This window comes from Bradyrhizobium sp. DOA1, assembly GCF_001593325.1.
Lineage (GTDB): Bacteria > Pseudomonadota > Alphaproteobacteria > Rhizobiales > Xanthobacteraceae > Bradyrhizobium.
Map to the genome: position 1 here is coordinate 4,378,751 of NZ_JXJM01000001.1, position 18,962 is coordinate 4,397,712.

General features: G+C 65.4%; 16 protein-coding genes and 1 pseudogene. 10 read left to right on the forward strand and 7 right to left on the reverse strand.

Annotation, left to right across the window (positions count from 1 at the left end; all coding sequences use genetic code 11):
* Positions 1–83 precede the first annotated feature (83 nt).
* Positions 84–1,454, forward strand: coding sequence for a TIGR03808 family TAT-translocated repetitive protein (locus SE91_RS20635; RefSeq protein ID WP_061848890.1), 1,371 nt, complete (start codon positions 84–86; stop codon positions 1,452–1,454).
* Positions 1,455–1,686: 232 nt separating this feature from the next.
* On the forward strand, positions 1,687–1,995 hold the full coding sequence (locus SE91_RS20640; RefSeq protein ID WP_061848891.1) for a GIY-YIG nuclease family protein: 309 nt from the start codon (positions 1,687–1,689) through the stop codon (positions 1,993–1,995).
* 121 nt (positions 1,996–2,116) lie between these two features.
* On the opposite strand, the gene SE91_RS20645 is transcribed toward SE91_RS20640, so the two are convergent.
* The 4 genes from SE91_RS20645 to SE91_RS20660 form a co-directional block, all read right to left on the reverse strand.
* On the reverse strand, positions 2,117–2,905 hold the full coding sequence (locus tag SE91_RS20645) for a TIGR03809 family protein (protein WP_060735543.1): 789 nt from the start codon (positions 2,903–2,905) through the stop codon (positions 2,117–2,119).
* Positions 2,906–3,387: 482 nt separating this feature from the next.
* Positions 3,388–5,103 carry a S8 family serine peptidase gene (locus tag SE91_RS20650; RefSeq protein WP_061848892.1) on the reverse strand — a complete coding sequence of 572 codons (1,716 nt, stop codon included), beginning with the start codon at positions 5,101–5,103 and terminating at the stop codon, positions 3,388–3,390.
* Positions 5,104–5,119: 16 nt separating this feature from the next.
* A complete protein-coding gene (locus SE91_RS20655) occupies positions 5,120–5,815 on the reverse strand; it encodes a hypothetical protein (protein ID WP_060735541.1) in 696 nt (231 codons plus the stop codon).
* Positions 5,812–6,381, reverse strand: a complete 570-nt coding sequence (locus tag SE91_RS20660; protein WP_060735540.1) for a sigma-70 family RNA polymerase sigma factor — start codon at positions 6,379–6,381, stop codon at positions 5,812–5,814. The genes SE91_RS20655 and SE91_RS20660 overlap by 4 nt, the downstream gene beginning before the upstream one ends.
* Before the next feature lie 436 nt (positions 6,382–6,817).
* On the opposite strand from SE91_RS20660, the gene SE91_RS20665 reads away from it, so the two are divergent.
* Together SE91_RS20665 and SE91_RS20670 are read left to right on the forward strand one after the other, a co-directional pair.
* The gene (locus SE91_RS20665) at positions 6,818–7,975 is read left to right on the forward strand and encodes a GGDEF domain-containing protein (protein ID WP_061848893.1); all 1,158 of its coding nucleotides are present in this window, start codon (positions 6,818–6,820) and stop codon (positions 7,973–7,975) included.
* Positions 7,976–8,037: 62 nt separating this feature from the next.
* Positions 8,038–9,138: a DUF2336 domain-containing protein gene (locus tag SE91_RS20670; RefSeq protein ID WP_061848894.1), complete on the forward strand. Its 1,101-nt coding sequence runs from the start codon at positions 8,038–8,040 to the stop codon at positions 9,136–9,138.
* Positions 9,139–9,149: 11 nt separating this feature from the next.
* On the opposite strand, the gene SE91_RS20675 is transcribed toward SE91_RS20670, so the two are convergent.
* Both SE91_RS20675 and SE91_RS20680 read right to left on the reverse strand, forming a co-directional pair.
* A complete protein-coding gene (locus SE91_RS20675) occupies positions 9,150–9,788 on the reverse strand; it encodes an NrsF family protein (RefSeq protein ID WP_060735538.1) in 639 nt (212 codons plus the stop codon).
* A 2-nt stretch (positions 9,789–9,790) separates the two neighbouring features.
* Positions 9,791–10,336 carry a sigma-70 family RNA polymerase sigma factor gene (locus SE91_RS20680; RefSeq protein ID WP_061848895.1) on the reverse strand — a complete coding sequence of 182 codons (546 nt, stop codon included), beginning with the start codon at positions 10,334–10,336 and terminating at the stop codon, positions 9,791–9,793.
* Positions 10,337–10,623: 287 nt separating this feature from the next.
* Here SE91_RS20680 and SE91_RS20685 point away from each other — a divergent pair, with 287 nt between their 5' ends.
* From SE91_RS20685 to SE91_RS20710, 6 genes and pseudogenes are all read left to right on the forward strand, one after another.
* Positions 10,624–11,301: a hypothetical protein gene (locus SE91_RS20685; protein WP_061848896.1), complete on the forward strand. Its 678-nt coding sequence runs from the start codon at positions 10,624–10,626 to the stop codon at positions 11,299–11,301.
* 107 nt (positions 11,302–11,408) lie between these two features.
* Positions 11,409–12,188: an enoyl-CoA hydratase gene (locus SE91_RS20690; protein WP_061848897.1), complete on the forward strand. Its 780-nt coding sequence runs from the start codon at positions 11,409–11,411 to the stop codon at positions 12,186–12,188.
* Between the two features lie 220 nt (positions 12,189–12,408).
* Positions 12,409–13,806 carry a TolC family outer membrane protein gene (locus SE91_RS20695; protein WP_061848898.1) on the forward strand — a complete coding sequence of 466 codons (1,398 nt, stop codon included), beginning with the start codon at positions 12,409–12,411 and terminating at the stop codon, positions 13,804–13,806.
* A 127-nt stretch (positions 13,807–13,933) separates the two neighbouring features.
* Positions 13,934–14,194 (forward strand): annotated as a pseudogene (locus SE91_RS20700) (type II toxin-antitoxin system RelE/ParE family toxin); the annotation flags it as partial.
* Positions 14,194–14,544 carry an addiction module antidote protein gene (locus tag SE91_RS20705; protein WP_061848899.1) on the forward strand — a complete coding sequence of 117 codons (351 nt, stop codon included), beginning with the start codon at positions 14,194–14,196 and terminating at the stop codon, positions 14,542–14,544. The pseudogene SE91_RS20700 and the gene SE91_RS20705, both read left to right, overlap by 1 nt.
* 317 nt (positions 14,545–14,861) lie before the next feature.
* Positions 14,862–15,824 carry an amidohydrolase family protein gene (locus SE91_RS20710; protein ID WP_061848900.1) on the forward strand — a complete coding sequence of 321 codons (963 nt, stop codon included), beginning with the start codon at positions 14,862–14,864 and terminating at the stop codon, positions 15,822–15,824.
* Positions 15,825–15,827: 3 nt separating this feature from the next.
* On the opposite strand, the gene SE91_RS20715 is transcribed toward SE91_RS20710, so the two are convergent.
* The gene (locus tag SE91_RS20715; protein ID WP_061848901.1) at positions 15,828–18,944 is read right to left on the reverse strand and encodes an efflux RND transporter permease subunit; all 3,117 of its coding nucleotides are present in this window, start codon (positions 18,942–18,944) and stop codon (positions 15,828–15,830) included.
* Positions 18,945–18,962 lie beyond the last annotated feature (18 nt).

An 18,962-nucleotide genomic window follows, 5' to 3' on the forward strand; every position in this document is an offset into this window, starting at 1 on the left:
CTACCGCGAACAATCCCCACGGCCCTCAGCCGGCTGCGCTACCTAATCCCCCGCGGACCCTCGCGTCCGCCGGAGGACGCGTCATGGACCTCAATCGTCGCCATCTCATCGGGGCTTCGACCGCCGGCATCGCCGGCGCACTCGCCATGCCGGCCGACGCGGCGCGCGCGGCGCCGCTGACCTCCCTGCTCGGCCGCGATGCCACGCAATATGGCGTGCGGCCCGGCAGCAGCGAGGATCAGACGCGCGCGCTGCAGCGCGCGATCGACGAGGCGGCGCGGGTGCAAATGCCACTCGCCTTGCCTCCCGGCATCTATCGGACCGGTCTGTTGCGATTGCCGAGCGGCGCGCAACTGATCGGCGTGCGCGGCGCGACCAAGCTCATGTTCACCGGCGGGCAGTCGGCGATCCAGAGCGACGGATCCGATGCGATCGGCCTCACCGGCATCACCTTCGACGGCGGCAAGTTTCCGCTGCCGACGCGGCGCGGCCTGATCCACATCCTGGGCGGCCGCGACGTCCGTATCACCGATTGCGAGATCACCGCTTCCGGCGGCAGCGGCATCTGGGTCGAGCAGGTGTCGGGCGACATCTCCGGTAATATCTTCACGAATATCGCGCTGACGGCGGTCGTCTCGTTCGATGCCAGGAGCCTCAGCGTGTCCCGCAACACCATCATCGGCACCAACGACAACGGCATCGAGGTCCTGCGCACGGCGATCGGCGATGACGGCACGCTGGTCGCCGATAACCGCATCGAGGACATCAAGGCCGGTCCCGGCGGCTCGGGCCAGTACGGCAACGCCATCAACGCCTTCCGTGCCGGCAATGTGATCGTGCGCGGCAACCGCATCAGGAATTGCGACTATTCGGCCGTGCGCGGCAACTCCGCCTCCAACATCCACATCACCGGAAACAGCGTCAGCGACGTGCGCGAGGTCGCGCTCTATTCCGAGTTCGCGTTCGAAGCCGCTGTCATCGCCAACAACACGGTGGATGGCGCCGCCGTCGGCGTCTCCGTCTGCAATTTCAACGAAGGCGGCCGTATCGCGGTGGTCCAGGGCAACATCATCCGCAACCTGATCCCGAAACGGCCGATCGGCACCGCGCCGGATGATGACGCCGGCGTTGGCATCTACATCGAGGCGGATACCTCGGTGACCGGCAACGTGATCGAGAACGCGCCGTCCTACGGCATCGTCGCCGGCTGGGGAAAATATCTGCGCGATGTTGCGATCACCGGCAACGTGATCCGCAAGGCGCTAGCCGGTGTCGGCGTCTCCGTGGTGCCGGGCGCAGGCACTGCACTGGTCAACAACAACATGATCTCCGAGACCCCGCGCGGCGCCGTTGTCGGGCTCGACCATGCGCGCGCGGTGACATCCGACCTTTCGGCAGATGGTGCGCAGCGATTTGCTCAGGTCGTGATCGGCGGAAACGCGGTGCGGCGCTAGGCGCGCGGATGGCAGCGGGGCCGTGCATCCTTCGAGGCTCCGCATGGGACGCGGTGCGTCCCATGCCTAGGATGACGGATTGAAGAAGGGGCCAAGCCGGACGAATACAATCCGAAACGCAACACTCAAAAAGCTGCTCCACGAAACATTGACAACAACCACGCTGCCGTCATCCTGAGGTGCGAGCCGCGTGGCGCAACGCGCCACGTGGGGAGCCTCGAAGGATGATGTTGTGGGCATCTACGTCTACATGCTGCGCTGCGCGGATGGTTCCTTCTACATCGGAAGCGCCACCGGCGAGGACGTCTCCAGGCGCGTCGATGAGCATAACGCCGGCACACATCAGGGATACACCTTCTCACGTCGCCCCGTGGTCCTGGTCTGGGCCGAGCATTTCGATCGGATCACCGATGGCATTGCCGCTGAACGGCAGCTCAAGGGATGGAGCCGCGCCAAGAAGGAAGCGCTTATCCGGTCGGATTGGAAGGCCGTGAGCCAGTTTGCGCGCCGGCGCGCGGGAGCGCCGAGATCTAAGACATGAGCTGGTGGCGGCAGCGGGGCCGTTCATCCTTCGAGGCTCCGCATGGGACGCGGTGCGTCCCATGCTTCACACCTCAGGATGACGGGCGAGAGAAGTGCGCTAGGCCTTGTTGGGCATTCCCTTAGAACGCGTTCCTGAGCAGCGGGTATTTCGCTTCCAGTCCGTCGAGGCTGAAGGTGAATTCGACGACGCGTTCGGGGGCCGCGACGATCTCCTCGGGCGGCGGGGCGAACTGCGGCAGGAGCGCAGCCATCGCAGCAGGCGCGCTCTTCGGTGGCTTCGCGGCTGGCACCGCAAGCGGCGGCCTCACTTCAGGCGCGCTGGACGGCGCGGTCGCGGCAGGCGCGAGCGGTGACCTCACGGCGGGTGCGGCGAACGGTGCCCGCGCAGCGGGAGCCTTGAGCGGCGGCATCTCGGCGGGAGCGGTGAACGATGCCATCGTGGGCGGCGCCATCATGGCAGGCAGCGTGACCGGCGCCGGCATGGGCAGCTCGTTGAGCGGTGCGATCGGGGCCTCGATGACCTCGGCGAGAAGGTCTGGCCTGGGATCGAGCCTGACCGGTACGGCGGTCTCGGGCGCGATGTGGACGGCCTTCGGCTGCACGGTCTGCGCCTGTTGCTCGCGCGGAAACACGCGCGGCATCGTCGCCGGCGACCAGCCGAAGGCCGGCGTGACGCTCGCGGCGGCTTCGGCGACGTCCGCGCCGGTCGCAAGCGCGCGCCAGGTCTGGACCGCGCGCTTGGCTTCCTGGATGTTTTCGAGAAATGCGAGCTCGGAGTGATAGCGGCGCCAGCGGCCGGTCTCGAACATTTCGGAGAGATGTTGCAGCCGCTGCTCGGCGAGAGCGCACCAGCGTGCCGCAATGTCGCGGCTAACAGCGTCGCGAACGACTTCTTGGCGATGTGTCATGAACCAGCCCGTCAGGGGAAAACACGGACGCGGAGGACGCAACGCACACGAATCAATTTAGACGCGACATGAATATTTTGTGGAAAAGTTGTGTCTTGTCCAGCAACGACACTGCGTTGGTCGTCAAACACCGTAGTCGTGCGGTCATTTGCTGTGTTTTCGAGTCAAGCTTCGCACAAGCATGACGGGCTTGCAGCGTGTCGAGCGGAGGTTCGCCACGAATCCAGGCGGGTTCGTTCAACCGCAAGCTGAATGCACGCGCGGCTTCAAAAGACAGGATGCAAAAGAAAAGACCCGTCCGGGGGGACAACCGGACGGGTCAAAGCCATATGGGCGCTTGGGGTGGATGGGCGCTCGCGCCTGATATGACCGATGGGGAGGGATGACCGCTCCCACATAATTTGGTCGTGGCAGCTGGCTGAACGTTCAACGCGGCGTTTGCTTTTTTGGCCTTGGCCTAGCGCGCAGCTTTGTCGCAGGCCTTATCGCGTCGCCGGCCTATCCGCCTGAGAAACCGTGGATTTCTCGTCCGAGCTCGACAACGAGGGTTGTTCGATTGCACGCATACCCGGCTCGTCGCGACGCTTGCCGGCATCTTCACGTTTTGTTGTACCGGATGCCGCCGCGACCGGCGTCGCATTGTCCGCGGGAACGGCCATGACCGCAGCAAACGCGTCGGCCTGGCCATCGCCGAACTGATCGTCGCGCCCGGGTGAACCGAGATCGCGCGCGGTCTTCGTCAGCGTCATGCGCAGCGCTTCCGGCTTCAAGGCGTGGTTGCGCTCGAGCAGCAGCGCCGCGACGCCGGAGACATAGGCGGCCGAGAACGAGGTTCCCGACGTGATCTGATATTTGCCGCCGGGCGCCGGGAGGAAGATGTCGACCCCGGGAGCTGCGACCGCGATGTGATTGCCGCGGTTGGAGGCGGTGAACAGCCTGTCCTGCTGATCGGTGGCGCTGACAGCGATCACGTTGGGATTGGCGGCGGGATAAAGCGGCGGCGATTTCGCACCGGCATTGCCGGCGGCCGCGATCAGCACCAGCCCGCGCGCGGCGGTCGCGGCGATGGCGCGCTCGATCACCGCGTCCTTCGGACCGGCGAAGCTCATGTTGACGATCTGCGCGCCGTGCTCGGCGGCATGATTCAGCGAGCGCAGGATGACGTAGGACGAGCTCTCGGCGCCGCCGGCAGTGCCCCCGAAGGCGCGGATCGCGATGATGCGCGCCTCGGGCGCGCTGCCCATCAGCCGGGCATGCGCCACGATGGCGCCCGCGATGCCGGTGCCGTGAACATGCGGCCCCTCGGCGCTGCCGAGCGCATCGAAACTGTCGGCGACGGAATTGGCGAGCTCGGGATGGCTGGCGTCGATGCCGGAATCGATCACGGCCACCGTGACGTTGGCGCCATGCGCCAGCGTATGGGCCTGCGGCAGGCGGAGCTTCGTCAGCGCGTATTGCGCAGGATCGCCCTCGGTCGTCCGCGACGACCTTTGATCCTGGAGCACATAGCGGAAGTTCGGCTGGAGCGAGCGCACGCTGCCGTCGGCCGCGAATTCGCGCCGCACTGTCTCGTATGGGCGGCCGTCGCTGATGCGGAACAGGCCGAAAGTGGCGCCGATCAACGGAAAATTTTCGGAGGCAACGCGCGTCAGACCGTGGCGACGGGCGAGCTCATCGGCCTCGGTCGGCGACAGCGCAGCGTCGATCTCGGCGACGAATTCGTTGGCGAAGCTGCGCGAGGCGACCGCGAGCGGCGTGTTGTTGCCGCGCCCCTTGCCGGCGGTTTTCTTGCCCGCTTTTCCACCGCCCTGCCCGCCTGTGTTGGGTTGGCCTGCGCACTCGCCGTCGGCATCGCGGTAAGCTGCAGTGCACGCTGGATAGAGGTTGGGGGAATAGCGCGCATAGGGCACTACCGGCTTCATCGGCCGTACGCGCGACGTCGTGGTATGGGGAATGGTCGCCATCGTCCGCGGACCGCGGTCGACGCTGACCGTACGCCCGGCGAGACTGGAAGTGACGCGCGGGGCCATGCTCGGAGAGATGGTCGGCGTGCGCGAGGGAACGCTGATCGCGGGTGCGCGCATGATCGCCTGCGCCTGCGCAGCCTCCACGCCCAAACAGGCGGTGAGCAACAGCGCGGCGCCGACCGACGAAGCGTAGGCCCCGGCGCGTCCCCTGTTCTCGGACTTGCGCGTCATGGGTTCAGCGGCGCGTTCAGGGCGCCGCGACGGCCAGATTGACGAACTTCTCGCGCTGCATCTTGCCGAGCAGCGAGGCGAGCTCGTCCTGGCTCATCGCCTTGTTGAACTGGAGGCGGAACATGCCGCCCTTGGCGCCGTCGATGATCGAGGCCTGGTAGCTGTCGAGCAGCGCGGTGATGTCGGCAATGCGCGCCTCGGGCGTGAAGCGCACCAGCGCGCGGGCCGGCGTGGACGCGCTGCCGAGTTCGCGCGTGATCGGCGCGCTGGTCGACAGCGAAGCCGTCTGGTAGGTCGCCGGCTGGTTCTTCATCAGCACGGCGCCGATGATTCCTGCCTGCAGCACCAGCGCGACGGCGCCGAGGCCCGCCGACCAGGCCAGCGTGCGCGGCGACAGGCCCGCGAAGAAGGTCGAGATGCGCGCTGACAGCGGCAGCGAGCCGGTCGCCCGGGCGGGCTCGGCGTCGATCGCGGCAAACAGCTTCTGCATCGCGCGCGCCGACGGAGCGCCCAGGCTCTCGTTCAGATGAATGGTCTCTTCGTACTCGCCGCGGATCGCGGCATATTGCTTCGCCAGCTCCGGATCGCGCGCCAGCGCTTCCTCGACGCGGCGGGCATCGCGCGCGTTCAGCGTGCCGGCGGCGTGCCAGGGCAGCAGCAGTTCAATCTCACTGGGCTCTTGCTCCAGCATCTTCTTGCTCAAAGCCATCATGGCCAGCCTCGCTCAACGCCGGCTGCCTTCAGCAGTTCGGCCAGTTTCTTGCGCGCGTAGAACAGGCGCGTCTTCACAGTGTTCTCCGGTATCCCGACGATTTCGGCCACTTCCTCCACGGACTTCTCGTGGTAGTAGACGAGATCGACGATCTCCCGATGGTCAGGTGAGAGGCCCGTCAGACACTCCCGCAACGCCTCACTGGTATCCTTCTTCTGGACCACCGTTTCCGGATCGTCGGACGTATCCTCGATCGCGTTGGCGGCCTCTTCGTCCAGCTCGAAATCCTTCCTGCGCCGGAGCGCAGAGAGGGCCTTGAATCGGGTGATTGCCAGCAGCCAGGTGGAAACGGCGGATCGGCCCTCGAACTTGCCGGCTTGACGCCAGACGTCGAGAAACACCTCGCTGATGAGGTCTTCCGCCGCCTGCTCGTCCCGAACGAGCCTGAGACCGAACCTGTAAACCCTGACATGGTGCCGCCCGTACAGCACCTGCATGGCGAGCCGGTCGCCTTGAGCGATCCTGGCGATCAGGACCTCGTCCGTAGCCGCCTGTGTCACGCTCAAATGCCGTCTCGCAAGGTTGGTCGGGTCGGTGCGGCGGACGGTTCGACTGGAGGGGCGAAATTCTTCAACCTACCGCACTCATACGGAAGCTTGTGTGATCTACCCCACATACGCGCATTTTCTGTGTTCCGCCCCTGGCGGTCGGCCGTTTCGGTCCAGATTGGTAGCATAATACTGAACATTTCCCTGCAGTGGCCGTCCGGCACAGGCGGCGCGGCCAAGTCTGGTTCCCCATAGCAGCCCTGCACGACGTATGTCTCGCGAACCCCCGTTTTGGCTCGACCGCATCGCACCCGATGCCTAATCGTCGGCAAACGATCTTGCCCGTCGATGTTCCATGGCCCGAAGACCACGGACGGATTCGATTTCAAAAGGATACCAAACCTAAAGGCTTGCCACGTAGATTTTTGAGCTGACATCCACCATTGGCGGGACAATGAGCACGGCTGCGACGTCCTTTCCGGAGAGGAATGCCGCTGAAGTCGCGGATCTCGTCCTCACACCCGAGGCCGCCGCACCCGAAGTCCGCATGCGCCGGACCCGGCAGCGCCGCCAGATGTATATCGGCCAGGTCGCAAGCTACTCGCTCGGCGCCTCGGTCCTGTTGCTATACGCCTTTGACGGCGCGATCTCCCTCGACGTTGCCTCGTTGTTCTGGTTCGGCGGGCTCCTGACCATCGGCACGTTCGCCGTGCTCTCCGAAGCCGGTGTCGGCGACAGGTTCAGCGACCACTATCTCACCGTATTCCAGATTTCGGCGCACACGGCGCTACAGTTCGTGTTCCTGCTGTCGGTACCGACCATCGGCGTCACCTTCATCAGCGTGCTGTTCCTGATCTTCGCCTTCGGCTCGCTGCGCATGACCTCGGCGCAGGCGATGCTGACCTGGGCGATCGCGACCTGCGGCCTTGCCGCGGTCTTCCTTGCCTCCGACCTGCCGATCGGCCTGCCCGTCGCAACGCGGCTGCAGCGGACCGCCTCCATGCTATGCTTCGTGCTGGTGATCGGCCAGTGCGCCTTCCTCGGCCTGTTCGGCGCGACGCTGCGCAAGGTCCTGTATCGGCGCAGCATCGAGCTAAAGGCCGCCTATCAGCGCATCGAGGAGTTGGCCGAGCTCGACGAGCTCACCGGCTCCTACAACCGCCGCTGCATCATGCGGCTTCTCGATGCCGCGATCGAAACATCCCGGCAGGCATCGGCGCCTTGCGCGATCGCGCTGATCGATCTCGACTGGTTCAAGCGCATCAACGACGCTCACGGACATCCCGTCGGCGACGAGGTGCTTCGCACCTTCGCGATCACAGTTTTCGCCAACATCCGTCCGGTCGACAGCTTCGGCCGCTATGGCGGCGAGGAGTTCCTGCTGCTGCTGCCGGGAACCGACGGCGAGGCGGCGGCAAGCATGCTCGAGCGCTTGCGCAGCATCGTTGCCGATCTCGAATGGAGCGCATTCTCTCCCGGCATGCGCGTAACCATTTCCGCGGGCGTCGTGACGCTGCGCGAATCTGATACTGCCGACACGTTCCTCGCCCGCGCCGATAGCGCGCTCTATTCCGCCAAGGCACAAGGGCGCAACCGCATTTCAACGAACTGACCAATTCATTTTTCCCGGCGCGTGAGAAGACGTCGCCGGAGCAAACGCTCCAGGACAGGGCAATGAGATCGAGATCCATGGAACCATCCGAGAACCTGCTCGAGGAATTGCAGGCTGCGCTCTCGCACGGCACCGTCGCGCGCCGGGTCGAGACGCTGCGCCGCGTCACCGACCTCTTCGTCGGCAACGCAATGGATTATTCCGACGACCACGTCCGCGTGTTCGACGACGTGTTCCAGTGCCTCGTCGAGCAGATCGAGACCTCGGCCAGGACGCTGCTCGCCGACCGCCTCGCCCCGATTGCAGCCGCGCCGCCCGGGATCATCCGCACACTGGCGCTCGACGAGGTGATCGAGGTGTCCGGGCCTGTGCTGTCGAAATCGGAACGGCTAGACGAGGCGACCCTGATCGAGATCGCGCGCACCAGAGGCCAGGCGCATCTCAAGGCGATCTCGCTCCGGCGGGTGCTGTCCGAGGCCTTGACCGATGTGCTGGTGACCCGCGGCAACGAGGACGTGGTGCAGTCGACCGTCAGCAATCCGGGCGCGCGCCTCTCTGAGGGAAGTCTCACCGATCTCGTCACCCGCGCCGAACGCGACGACGAGCTTGCCACCTGCATCGGGCAGCGGCCAGATTTGCCGCGTCATCACTATTTGAAGTTGGTCGCGAAGGCCTCCTCGAGCGTGCGTAGGAAGTTGGCGGCTGCGCACCCCGAACTTGCGGACGAAGTGTCGAGTGTGGTCCAGGAAGCGGCCCAGCGGGTCCGCACCGCTGCCATGACGAAGCAGACCGAGATGGCGCGCGCACTGGTGAAGTCGCTGTACGACGACGGCCGCCTCAACGAGTTACAGGTGACTGCTTTCGCCGAGCAAGGCAAGTTCGACGAGACCAATGCGGGGCTCGCCGCGCTTGCGGGCGTCGCGGTCGAGACCGCCGAGAACATGATGATCGAGAGCCGCACCGAGGGCGTGATGATCCTCGCCAAGATCGCGGGTATGTCGTGGCCGAGCGTGCGCGCGATCATCGCCATGCGCGAGAAGCTCGCGGGCGGCTCGCAGACCGACATGCTGACGCTGCGCGACACCTACGAAGCCCTGCGCTCATCGACTGCGCAACAGGTGCTGCGCTTCCACCGCATGCAGCAGAACACGACGCCGGCGTGAGTGGCGGCCGGTCAATACCGCAACACCCTCGATCCGACCGCCGCGCCGATCGCGGTCACCACCGCGGTCGCGAGCGTGTACCAGGTCGCAACGAACAACGGAGAATCGTCGGTGCAGTGCGAGGCGTAGAGCGTCGCGGCGAGCCCGGCCGACACCAGGCCCGCGAGCGCACCGGCGAGCGCGGGGCGTGACGGCGCGCCGTGGCGCAGGCCGAACAGCGCCCCTGCCAGAAGCGGCAGCGACATTGCGGGGATCGCGACCAGGCATACCCTGGAGTTCTTGCCCATCATGCGCATCGTCATCGGCATGGCCGGCGCCATCATCATCTCGCCACCGATCGCGACCGCGAGCAGTCCGACGGGGAGCAGCAAGAGCCAGCCCCAGCCGCGCAGCAGCGCCTCGGGCCGCGACAGATGCAGGCTGACGATGATGGCGGGAATCGCGAGCGAGAGCGTCACCGCGAATTTCATGTCGAAGAACGGATTGCCCATCGCGTTCATCAGATCCGACCGTACGCCGAGGAAGGTCGCGAAGATCAGGATCGACAGCGGCGCGGCCACCAGCAGCGCCATGGTCAGGACGGCGCCGACGCGCGGCGCGCGATGGTCGTTGTCGGCCGCGAGTGAACGAATGAGTTGATCGGTATCCATGGCTACTGGTCCCGCAGTTTGGCAGTCAGCGCAGCAAGCCCGCGATGCAGTGCGACCCGCACCGCACCTTCGCTCATCGCAAACTTCGCCGCCGTATCCTTGATCGAGGCGGCCTCGACCGCGATCGACTGCAGCACGTCGCGCTGGCGCTGCGGCAGGGTGCTGAGCTGCGCGGCGACCTCGCCTGCCGAGGCCGTCTCCTGCGGCGCCTCGCCCGGCAGCGTCTCGGCGAAATCGTCGATATTGACGAAGACACGTTTGCCGCGCCGCCGCAGCGCATCGATCAACTTGTTGCGGGCGATCGCGAACAGCCAGGGCGCGAACGGGGCTTCGCTGTCCCAGGTGTGCCGCTTCAGATGCACCGCCAACAAAATCTCCTGCACGATATCCTCGGCTTGATGGGGAGGCTGGCCGGCCCGCGCCAGCCCACGCCTCGCAGCGGCGCGCAACACCGGCGTGACCGCCTTCAACAGACGATGATAGGCCGCATCATCGCCTGCCATGGCCGACCGCATCAGGCCGGTCCATTCATCTTCACGTCCGCGCACGCGCGCCCCTCACCATGCAATTCGGCCGCTCTTTCAACTTGTTACGCAGGCAGCCAAGTGCTCACGAACTCGTGATCAACCCGATGCCACCCTCCGATACGGCCGTAGGAATCCGTGACGGCTCATAACACCGATCGGTCCTCTCCGCACCGGCCGGGCGCGCAAGCGGCCGCCTGCCCCGTTTTTGCCCGGCGTGGCCCGAAGATTCCCATTTTCTGCCCCGCTGTCGTCACGCCCCAGGGTCTCTGTTCGTTCCTGGGACGGGCGGAATTGGGGAGATCGTCAACATGATCAAAGCGAGCGGACGCGCGGCCCTCATCCTTGCGGCCGGCCTTTTCTTGCTGCTTGGCGGCGTTGCACAGGCGGAGCCGAGCTCGACCGGCAAATCGGACAGCGCGAGCAAGCAGGCCGACACGGCCAAGCCTAGCAAGCAGCGGCGCCATGAGTCTGGCCGTACCGGCCATGGCGAGACGGCGCAGAAATCCGGTGACAAGGCCGACAAGCAGGACGCCACGGCAAAGGCCGACGAAGCCAAGCTCGGGAATAAAACCAACAACGATGTGCCGGCCGCGAGCCAGATACCGCCGGAAGTCGCCAACGCCAATGCGCAGATCGCGGCCGCCGACACCCCGACCGCGGCTGCGGCCTCCGCGATGACGGGCCGTGCCAACGACAATGTCCAGGCGGCGGCCGACGATACCGCCAACGATGCCGCCCCAAATGCCGAGCCTCAGGTGGTGGCTCCCGATCAGCTCAACGACGTCGACCGTGCCCTGCAACAGGACAACCCGCCGGCGCAGAAGGCCGTGATCGCCGCAACCGAAGCGCAGCCGCGCCCCGCACCGGTGATGGCAAGCAGCCAGCAGAGCTCGGCCTGGGACCAGAGCTCCCTGATCGGCAAGATCTTCATCGGCGTCGGCACGGTGCTGACGCTGGCCTCGGCGGCGCGCATGTTCATGGCCTGATTGCCAGTTCCACCAGGGGGCGCGGCTCGCGCGTTCTGGTCCGGCCCCCTTGAAGCCCACCGCACCAGCGGGCACATTGCCCGCCCAATCAAAAGCGTGGGTGGAGCATGAGCACGTTCGAACACATCATCGTCGAAAGCATCGGTGCGGTCGGCATCATCAAGCTGAATCGGCCGAAGATGCTCAACGCGCTCTCGTTCGGCGTCTTCCGCGAGATAGCGGCCGCCGTCGACGACCTCGAGGCCGATGAGGCCATCGGCTGCATCGTCGTGACCGGCAGCGAGAAGGCCTTTGCCGCCGGCGCCGACATCAAGGAGATGCAGCCGAAAGGCTTCATCGACATGTTCTCCGAAGATTTTGCCGCGATCGGCGGCGACCGCATCGCGCGCTGCCGCAAGCCGACCATTGCGGCGGTCGCGGGTTATGCGCTCGGCGGCGGCTGCGAGCTCGCCATGATGTGCGACGTCATCATCGCCGCCGACACCGCGAAGTTCGGCCAGCCCGAAATCACGCTCGGCACCATTCCGGGCATCGGCGGCACCCAGCGCCTGACCCGCGCAATCGGCAAGTCGAAGGCGATGGACCTCTGCCTTACCGGGCGCATGATGGATGCGGCCGAGGCCGAGCGTAGTGGCCTCGTCAGCCGCATCGTGCCGGCCGACAAGCTGATGGACGAGGTGATGGCGGCGGCCGAGAAGATCGCCTCGATGTCGCGCCCTGCCGCCGCGATGGCCAAGGAAGCGGTGAACCGCGCCTTCGAGACCACGCTGGCGGAGGGCATGAGCGTCGAGCGCAACCTGTTCCACTCGACCTTCGCGCTGGAGGACCGCTCCGAGGGCATGGCGGCGTTCATCGAGAAGCGCAAGCCGGTGAACAAGAACCGGTAGAGGCCCGCCCGCGGTAAGGCTGGTGTAAGGCCGTCTCGCTGCCCGCGGAACTTCTGTGACGAAGCTGCAACAAGCACGGATTTCATGGGGGTTTCCCCCGCGGCAGTTTGCCTGCGAGACCTGCGCTGGTTAAACAGTTAAGAGGGCCGCCGTCGGCGGGGGCGGACAGGCAGGGTTGCGGGTTTACATGATTGGGCGTGCCGCCAGAGCTGGTCGCGTGATGATGCGGCATCGATCGGGCGTGGCTCCCGTGTTTGCGACATGGGCCACACTGGCGCTTTCTTGCGCCCTGTCCTCGGCCGCATCGGCAGAAGCCCTGCCCGAGGCCCTCGCCAAGGCCTACCAGACCAATCCGCAGCTCAACGCCGAGCGCGCGCGGCAGCGCGCGACCGACGAGAACGTGCCGCAGGCCCTCGCCGGCTACCGCCCGCAGATCGTGGCCAGCCTCAGCGCCGGCCTGCAATCCGTGCGCAATCTGCTGCCCGACAACACCGTTCAGACCGCCAATCTGAAGCCCTGGATCATCGGCGTCACCGTGACGCAGACATTGTTCAACGGCTTCCGCACCGCCAACAGCGTGCGCGCCGCCGAACTCCAGGTGCAGTCGGGTCGCGAGGCGCTCCGCAATGTCGGCCAAGGCGTCCTGCTCGATGCGGTCACCGCCTACACCAACGTGCTTGCGAACCAGTCGCTCGTCGAAGCGCAGCGCTCCAACGTCGCTTTCCTGCGCGAAACACTCTCCGTCACCCAACGCCGCCTCAACGCCGGCGACGTCACGCCGACCGACACCGCCCAGGCCGAAGCGCGCCTCAACCGCGGCCTTGCCGATCTCAACGGAGCCGAAGTCGCGCTCGCCGTCAGCCAGGCCACCTATGCGCAAGTGATCGGCAACGCGCCGTCGCAGCTTCGGCCCGCCGAAGCCGTCGACCGCTATCTGCCGAAGAGCCGCGAAGACGCAATGACGATGTCGATCCGCCAACATCCGGCGGTGATGGCCGCAAGCTTCGACGTGGACGTCGCCTCCACCAACATTCGCATCGCCGAAGGCACGCTGCTGCCGAGCGCCAGCATCCAGGGCAGCGCCAGCAAGAGCCGCAACAACGACCCGACGCTCGGCACGTTCGCCGAAGACCAGGCCTCGATCGTCGCCAACGTAACCGCGCCGATCTATGACGGCGGCCAGGCCGCGGCGCAGACCCGGCAGGCCAAGGAAATCACTGCGCAGAGCCGGCTCGTGCTGGATCAAGTGCGCAACCAGGCGCGCACGGCGGCCGTCAGCGCCTGGGTTGCCAATGAAGGCGCCAAGGTCACGGTCTCGGCCTCGGAGTCCGAGGTGAAGGCCGCGACCGTCGCGCTGCAGGGCGTGCAGCGTGAGGCCGCCGGCGGTCAGCGCACGACCGTGGATGTGCTGAACTCGCAAGCGGATCTGATCCAGGCCAAGGCCCGCCTGATCGGCGCGCAGCGTGACCGCGTCATCGCCTCCTACACGCTGCTCAGCGCCATCGGCCATCTCGACGTCAAGACCTTGAACCTGAACACGCCGGACTACCTGCCCGAGGTGCATTACCACCAGGTCCGCGACGCCTGGCACGGCCTGCGGACGCCGTCGGGGCAGTAGAGGTCGAAGCCACCCCTGGGATCTCACTGCACCTCCGCCGTTTCGGCGCATCGCTCCTCTTTGACATTTTGTAGCCTATGGACTACAGTTTCGTCTCGTGATCGAGGTCAGGTAAACCGAGCATTTTGCGGAGTGGCTGAACCGCCTCGAGGACGCCAGCGCCGTTGCGCGGATCACTGTCCGCATTCGCCGCATGGAGATGGGCAATTCCGGCGACAGCAAAAGCGTTGGCGGCAATGTCCGAGAAATGCGCATCGACTACGGCCCGGGTTACCGAGTCTACTATTTGCCGCGCGGAACTCGGGTCGTGATCTTGCTGTGTGGCGGGGACAAGCGCACGCAGCGGCAAGACGTCAAGCTAGCGCAACAACTAGCGGAGACATTGTGATGCCGAAGGCAGCGAGAACGACGGTCAAATCGGCATCCAGGACGACGCGCTTCGACGCCGCCGACTATCTCGACACGGAGGAACGTCAGGCGGCCTATATCGGCGCCGCGCTGGAGACCGGCGATGCAGATTTCGTGCGTGATGCGCTTCGCCTTGTCGCACGTGCGCGCGGCATGAGCGCGATCGCGAAGAAAGCGGGCTTGAACCGCGAGAGCTTGTATAAGGCTCTCGGAGAGACCGGAAATCCCGAGTTCGGTACGGTCATGCGAATTGTCGGAGCGCTGGGCCTGACATTGTCGGCCCAACCCGCGACAAGCGGACGAGTGACAAAGCGCCGCCCGGCCGCCTAAGGAGAGCGCGTGCGGCGCCTCGGAACGCCACGATCGCCGTCACGTCACCAATTGGTACAGCCGCCTCAGGATGTGAACACGAAAAGCCGCCGCACCACGACAGCGACTATTTCTGGCTCCGACCGTGTCGCCCTACCAGCCCGAAGTCTCGCCGAGCACGAAGCCTCGCACGCCAGCTTGCCCTGCCTGATCGTGCGGGTCGACGGCTCAAGCCCGGTTGCGGATCTTGTTGAGCAGCTATGCGGCGAAGCCACTCGATTGCCAGGCAGACGTGATATTGTCTTGGCGCCATAAAAAATAATCAGGGGAGAGAAACTATGCTCAGCCGACGCGGCGTCCTCTTTGCCTCCCTTGCCGCCGGAGTAGCCATGACCAGCAAAGCTCATGCCCGCGCGGCACAGCCCGCCACGCCCATCAATTTCGAGGTCCCGGCGCATGCCTGCGACTGCCACACCCACATCCATGGCGACGTCGAACAATTTCCGTTCTTCGCCGGGCGCGTCTACACGCCGGAGCTGGCGAGCCCTGAGGAAATGGCCGCGCTGCACAAGGCTCTGCATATCGAGCGCGTGGTGATCGTCACGCCCAGCGTCTACGGCACCGACAACGCCTCGACCCTGTTCGGCATGAAGGCCCGCGGCGCGAATGCGCGTGGGGTCGCCGTGATCGACGACAAGACGACGGAGGCCCAGCTCGATGCAATGCATCAGGACGGTTTCCGCGGCATCCGCCTCAATCTCGCGACGGGAGGCGTCAATGATCCCAACATCGGCCGACCGCGCTTCACCACCGCCGTCGAACGCATGAAGGCGCGCGGCTGGCACGTGCAACTCTACACCACGCTCGCTATGATCTCGGCGATCAAGGACCTCGTCGAGACGGCGCCGGTGCCCGTCGTGTTCGACCATTTCGGCGGCCTCGAGGCTTCGCTCGGGCTGGAGCAGCCGGGCTTCTCCGATCTCGTCGCGCTCGTCAAATCGGGCAAGGCCTATGTGAAAATCTCGGGCGCCTATCGCTCATCCAAGCTCGCGCCCGACTATCAGGATATGGTGCCCTATGCCCGCGCATTGATCGCGGCGAATGCGGATCGCATCGTCTGGGGCACCGACTGGCCGCATCCGGACTCCAGCCGTGTCGAGGGACGCAAGCCCACCGACATCGCGCCACTCTATCAGATCGATGACGGCCGCCTGCTCAATCAACTTGCGGTGTGGGCGCCGGACGCGGATGTGCGCAAGAAGATCCTGGTCGACAATCCGGCGCGGCTCTACGGGTTCTGACGATCAGCGCGCGCGGCGCGAGAAGAAAAAGATCAGCACCGGCAGCGTCACCAGGATAACCAGCGGCGCCAGCATCATGCCGGTGACGACCACGACCGCGAGTGGCTTCTGCACCTGCGAGCCGATGCCCTCCGACAGCGCTGCCGGCAACAGGCCGATGCCCGCGACGACGCAGGTCATCAGCACCGGCCGAAGCTGCAGCTCGCCGGTACGGATCACCGCGCTCATGCGGTCCATGCCTTCTTCGATGAGCTGGTTGAACTGGGACAGGATGATGATGCCGTCCATCACGGCGATGCCGAACAGCGCGATGAAGCCGATCGCCGCCGAGACGCTGAACGCCGTGCCTGATATCAACAGGCCCAGCACGCCGCCGAAGATTGCCATCGGGATCACGCTCATCGCCAGCAGCGTATCGGTCATCGAGCCGAAATTGAACCAGAGCAGGACGCCGATCAGCGCAAGCGAGATCGGCACCACGATCGACAGCCGGCGGATCGCGTCCTGGAGATTGCCGAACTCGCCGACCCAATCCATGTGCGAGCCGGGCGGCAGCTGCACCTGCTCGGCGATCTTCTGCTGTGCCTCGCGGATCGCGCTGCCGAGATCGCGCTCGCGCACCGAGAACTTGATCGGCAGATAACGCTCCTGCTGCTCGCGATAGATGTAGGCGGCGCCGGAGACCAGATTGATGTTGGCGACCTCGCTCAAGGGAATCTGCGTGACGGTGCCGTTCGGCCCGGGCGCGCCGATGCGCAAATTGTGGATCGCCTCCGCGCTTCGGCGATATTCCGGCGCGAGGCGGACGATGATCGGGAAGTGGCGATCGCTGCCCGGCTCATAGAGATCGCCGGCAGTATCACCGCCGACCGCGACCTTGATGGTGGCGTTGATGTCGCCGGGCGAAAGGCCATAGCGGGCGGCCTTGGCGCGGTCGATGTCGATCTGGATGGTCGGCTGCCCGAGCGAGGTGAACACCGCGAGGTCGGTGACGCCCTGCACGGTCGCAAGCACCGACTTGATCTTGTTTGCGGTGTCGGTCAGCGCCTGGAGATCGCTGCCGAACAGCTTGATCGAGTTCTCGCCCTTCACGCCCGAGACGGCCTCGGAGACGTTGTCCTGGAGATATTGCGAGAAGTTGAACTCGACGCCGGGAAAGCGGTCGTCGAGCTGCTTGAGCAGCTCCGCGGTCAGCTCTTCCTTGTCGCGCGTGCCGGGCCACTGGCTCACGGGCTTGAGCGGCGCGAAGAACTCGGCATTGAAGAAGCCGGCTGCATCCGTGCCGTCGTCGGGACGACCGTGCTGCGACACGACGGACTCGACCTCGGGCCGGGCGCGGATGATCTTGCGCATCTCGTTGACATAGGTGTTGCCTTCCTGAAGCGAGATGGTCGGCGGCAGCGTGGCGCGGATCCAGAGATTGCCCTCCTCCAGCTTCGGCAGGAATTCGAGGCCGAGCAGCCGGCTGAGCGCCACCGTCAGCAGCACGAGGCCGACGGTGCCGCCGAGCACGATCTTGCGATTGGCAACCGCCCAATGCAGCAACGGAGAATAGATCCGGTGCAGGAATTGCATGACCCGGGTCTCGGTCTCCTCGACATGTGCCGGCAGGATGATCGCGGAGAGCGCCGGCGTGACGGTGAACGTCGCAAGCAGCCCGCCGGCCAACGCATAGGCGTAGGTGCGGGCCATCGGCCCGAAGATGTTGCCCTCGACGCCGGAGAGCGTGAACAGCGGCAGGAAGGCCGCGATGATGATCGCCGCAGCGAAGAAGATCGATCGCGAGACGTCGGCGGCCGCGCTGAGGATGGCGTGGCTCTTCATGCCGAACAGCGTCTCTGACGACATCTGCTCGGCATCCGACATCGGCGTCGTCTGCGTCAGGCGGCGGAAGATCGCCTCCACCATGATGACCGTGCCGTCCACGATCAGGCCGAAATCGATCGCGCCGACCGACAGCAGATTGGCCGATTCCCCGCGCAGCACCAGGATGATCACCGCGAAGAACAGCGCGAACGGAATGGTGGCGCCGACGATCAATGCGCTGCGGAGATCGCCGAGGAAGATCCATTGCAGCAGCACGATCAGCAGAATGCCGACGACCATGTTGTGCAGCACGGTGTGGGTGGTGAGGTCGATCAGGTCCTTGCGGTCGTAGATGCGCTCGATGCGTACGCCGGGCGGCAGGATGGACGAATTGTTGATCTGCTGGACGAGTTGCTCGACCCGTTTGATGGTGGGCGTGCTCTGCTCGCCGCGGCGCATCAGGACGATGCCCTGCACGATGTCGTCGGCATCATCGAGACCGGCGATGCCGAGACGCGGCTTCTGACCGACCGTGACCGTTGCGACGTCCTTCACCAATACCGGATTGCCGCCGGTCTGCGCCACCATGGTGTTGGCGAGATCGTCGATCGAGCGGATCAGGCCAACGCCGCGCACCACGGCCGATTGCTGGCCGATGTCGACGGTGTTGCCGCCGACATTGACGTTGGAATTGCCGACGGCCTGGAGCAGTTGCGGCAGCGTCAAGCCGTTGGCAACGAGCTTGTTGAAGTCGACCTGGATCTCGTAGGTCTTGCTCCTGCCGCCCCACCCGGTGACGTCGATGACGCCGGGCACGGCGCGAAAGCGGCGCTGCAGGATCCAGTCCTGGATGGTCTTCAGGTCGAGCACGCTGTAATTCGGCGGTCCCACCAGGCGATAGCGGAAGATTTCGCCGATCGGACTGAGTGGCGAGATCTGCGGCTGCACGTTGCCCGGCAACGGCGCGAGCTGCGCCAGCCGGTTCAACACCTGCTGCTGCGCCTCGTCATAGGTGTAGGCGAAGGAGAACTGGATTTTGACGTCGGAGAGGCCGTACAGAGAGATGGTGCGGATCGTCGTGATGTTCTTCAGACCCGCGACCTGGGTCTCGATCGGGATCGTGATGTAGCGTTCGATCTCTTCCGCCGACAGGCCGGGACTTTGCGTCACGATGTCGACCATCGGCGGGGTCGGGTCCGGATAGGCCTCGATGTTGAGCTGGTTAAACGCGATCAGGCCGCCGACAAAGACGGCGACGAACATGCCGACCATCAGAAAGCGCCGGTTGACGGCGAGAGCGACGAGACGATCCATTTAGGTCTTCAATTTTCT

What these genes read in the sequence shown, in the direction of transcription:
- SE91_RS20635 (WP_061848890.1), top strand. Translation starts at nt 84, where the DNA reads ATGGACCTCAATCGTCGCCATCTCATCGGGGCTTCGACCGCCGGCATC.
- SE91_RS20645 (WP_060735543.1), bottom strand. Translation starts at nt 2,905, where the DNA reads ATGACACATCGCCAAGAAGTCGTTCGCGACGCTGTTAGCCGCGACATT.
- SE91_RS20650 (WP_061848892.1), bottom strand. Translation starts at nt 5,103, where the DNA reads ATGACGCGCAAGTCCGAGAACAGGGGACGCGCCGGGGCCTACGCTTCG.
- SE91_RS20655 (WP_060735541.1), bottom strand. Translation starts at nt 5,815, where the DNA reads ATGATGGCTTTGAGCAAGAAGATGCTGGAGCAAGAGCCCAGTGAGATT.
- SE91_RS20665 (WP_061848893.1), top strand. Translation starts at nt 6,818, where the DNA reads ATGAGCACGGCTGCGACGTCCTTTCCGGAGAGGAATGCCGCTGAAGTC.
- SE91_RS20670 (WP_061848894.1), top strand. Translation starts at nt 8,038, where the DNA reads ATGAGATCGAGATCCATGGAACCATCCGAGAACCTGCTCGAGGAATTG.
- SE91_RS20675 (WP_060735538.1), bottom strand. Translation starts at nt 9,788, where the DNA reads ATGGATACCGATCAACTCATTCGTTCACTCGCGGCCGACAACGACCAT.
- SE91_RS20685 (WP_061848896.1), top strand. Translation starts at nt 10,624, where the DNA reads ATGATCAAAGCGAGCGGACGCGCGGCCCTCATCCTTGCGGCCGGCCTT.
- SE91_RS20690 (WP_061848897.1), top strand. Translation starts at nt 11,409, where the DNA reads ATGAGCACGTTCGAACACATCATCGTCGAAAGCATCGGTGCGGTCGGC.
- SE91_RS20695 (WP_061848898.1), top strand. Translation starts at nt 12,409, where the DNA reads ATGATGCGGCATCGATCGGGCGTGGCTCCCGTGTTTGCGACATGGGCC.
- SE91_RS20705 (WP_061848899.1), top strand. Translation starts at nt 14,194, where the DNA reads ATGCCGAAGGCAGCGAGAACGACGGTCAAATCGGCATCCAGGACGACG.
- SE91_RS20710 (WP_061848900.1), top strand. Translation starts at nt 14,862, where the DNA reads ATGCTCAGCCGACGCGGCGTCCTCTTTGCCTCCCTTGCCGCCGGAGTA.
- SE91_RS20715 (WP_061848901.1), bottom strand. Translation starts at nt 18,944, where the DNA reads ATGGATCGTCTCGTCGCTCTCGCCGTCAACCGGCGCTTTCTGATGGTC.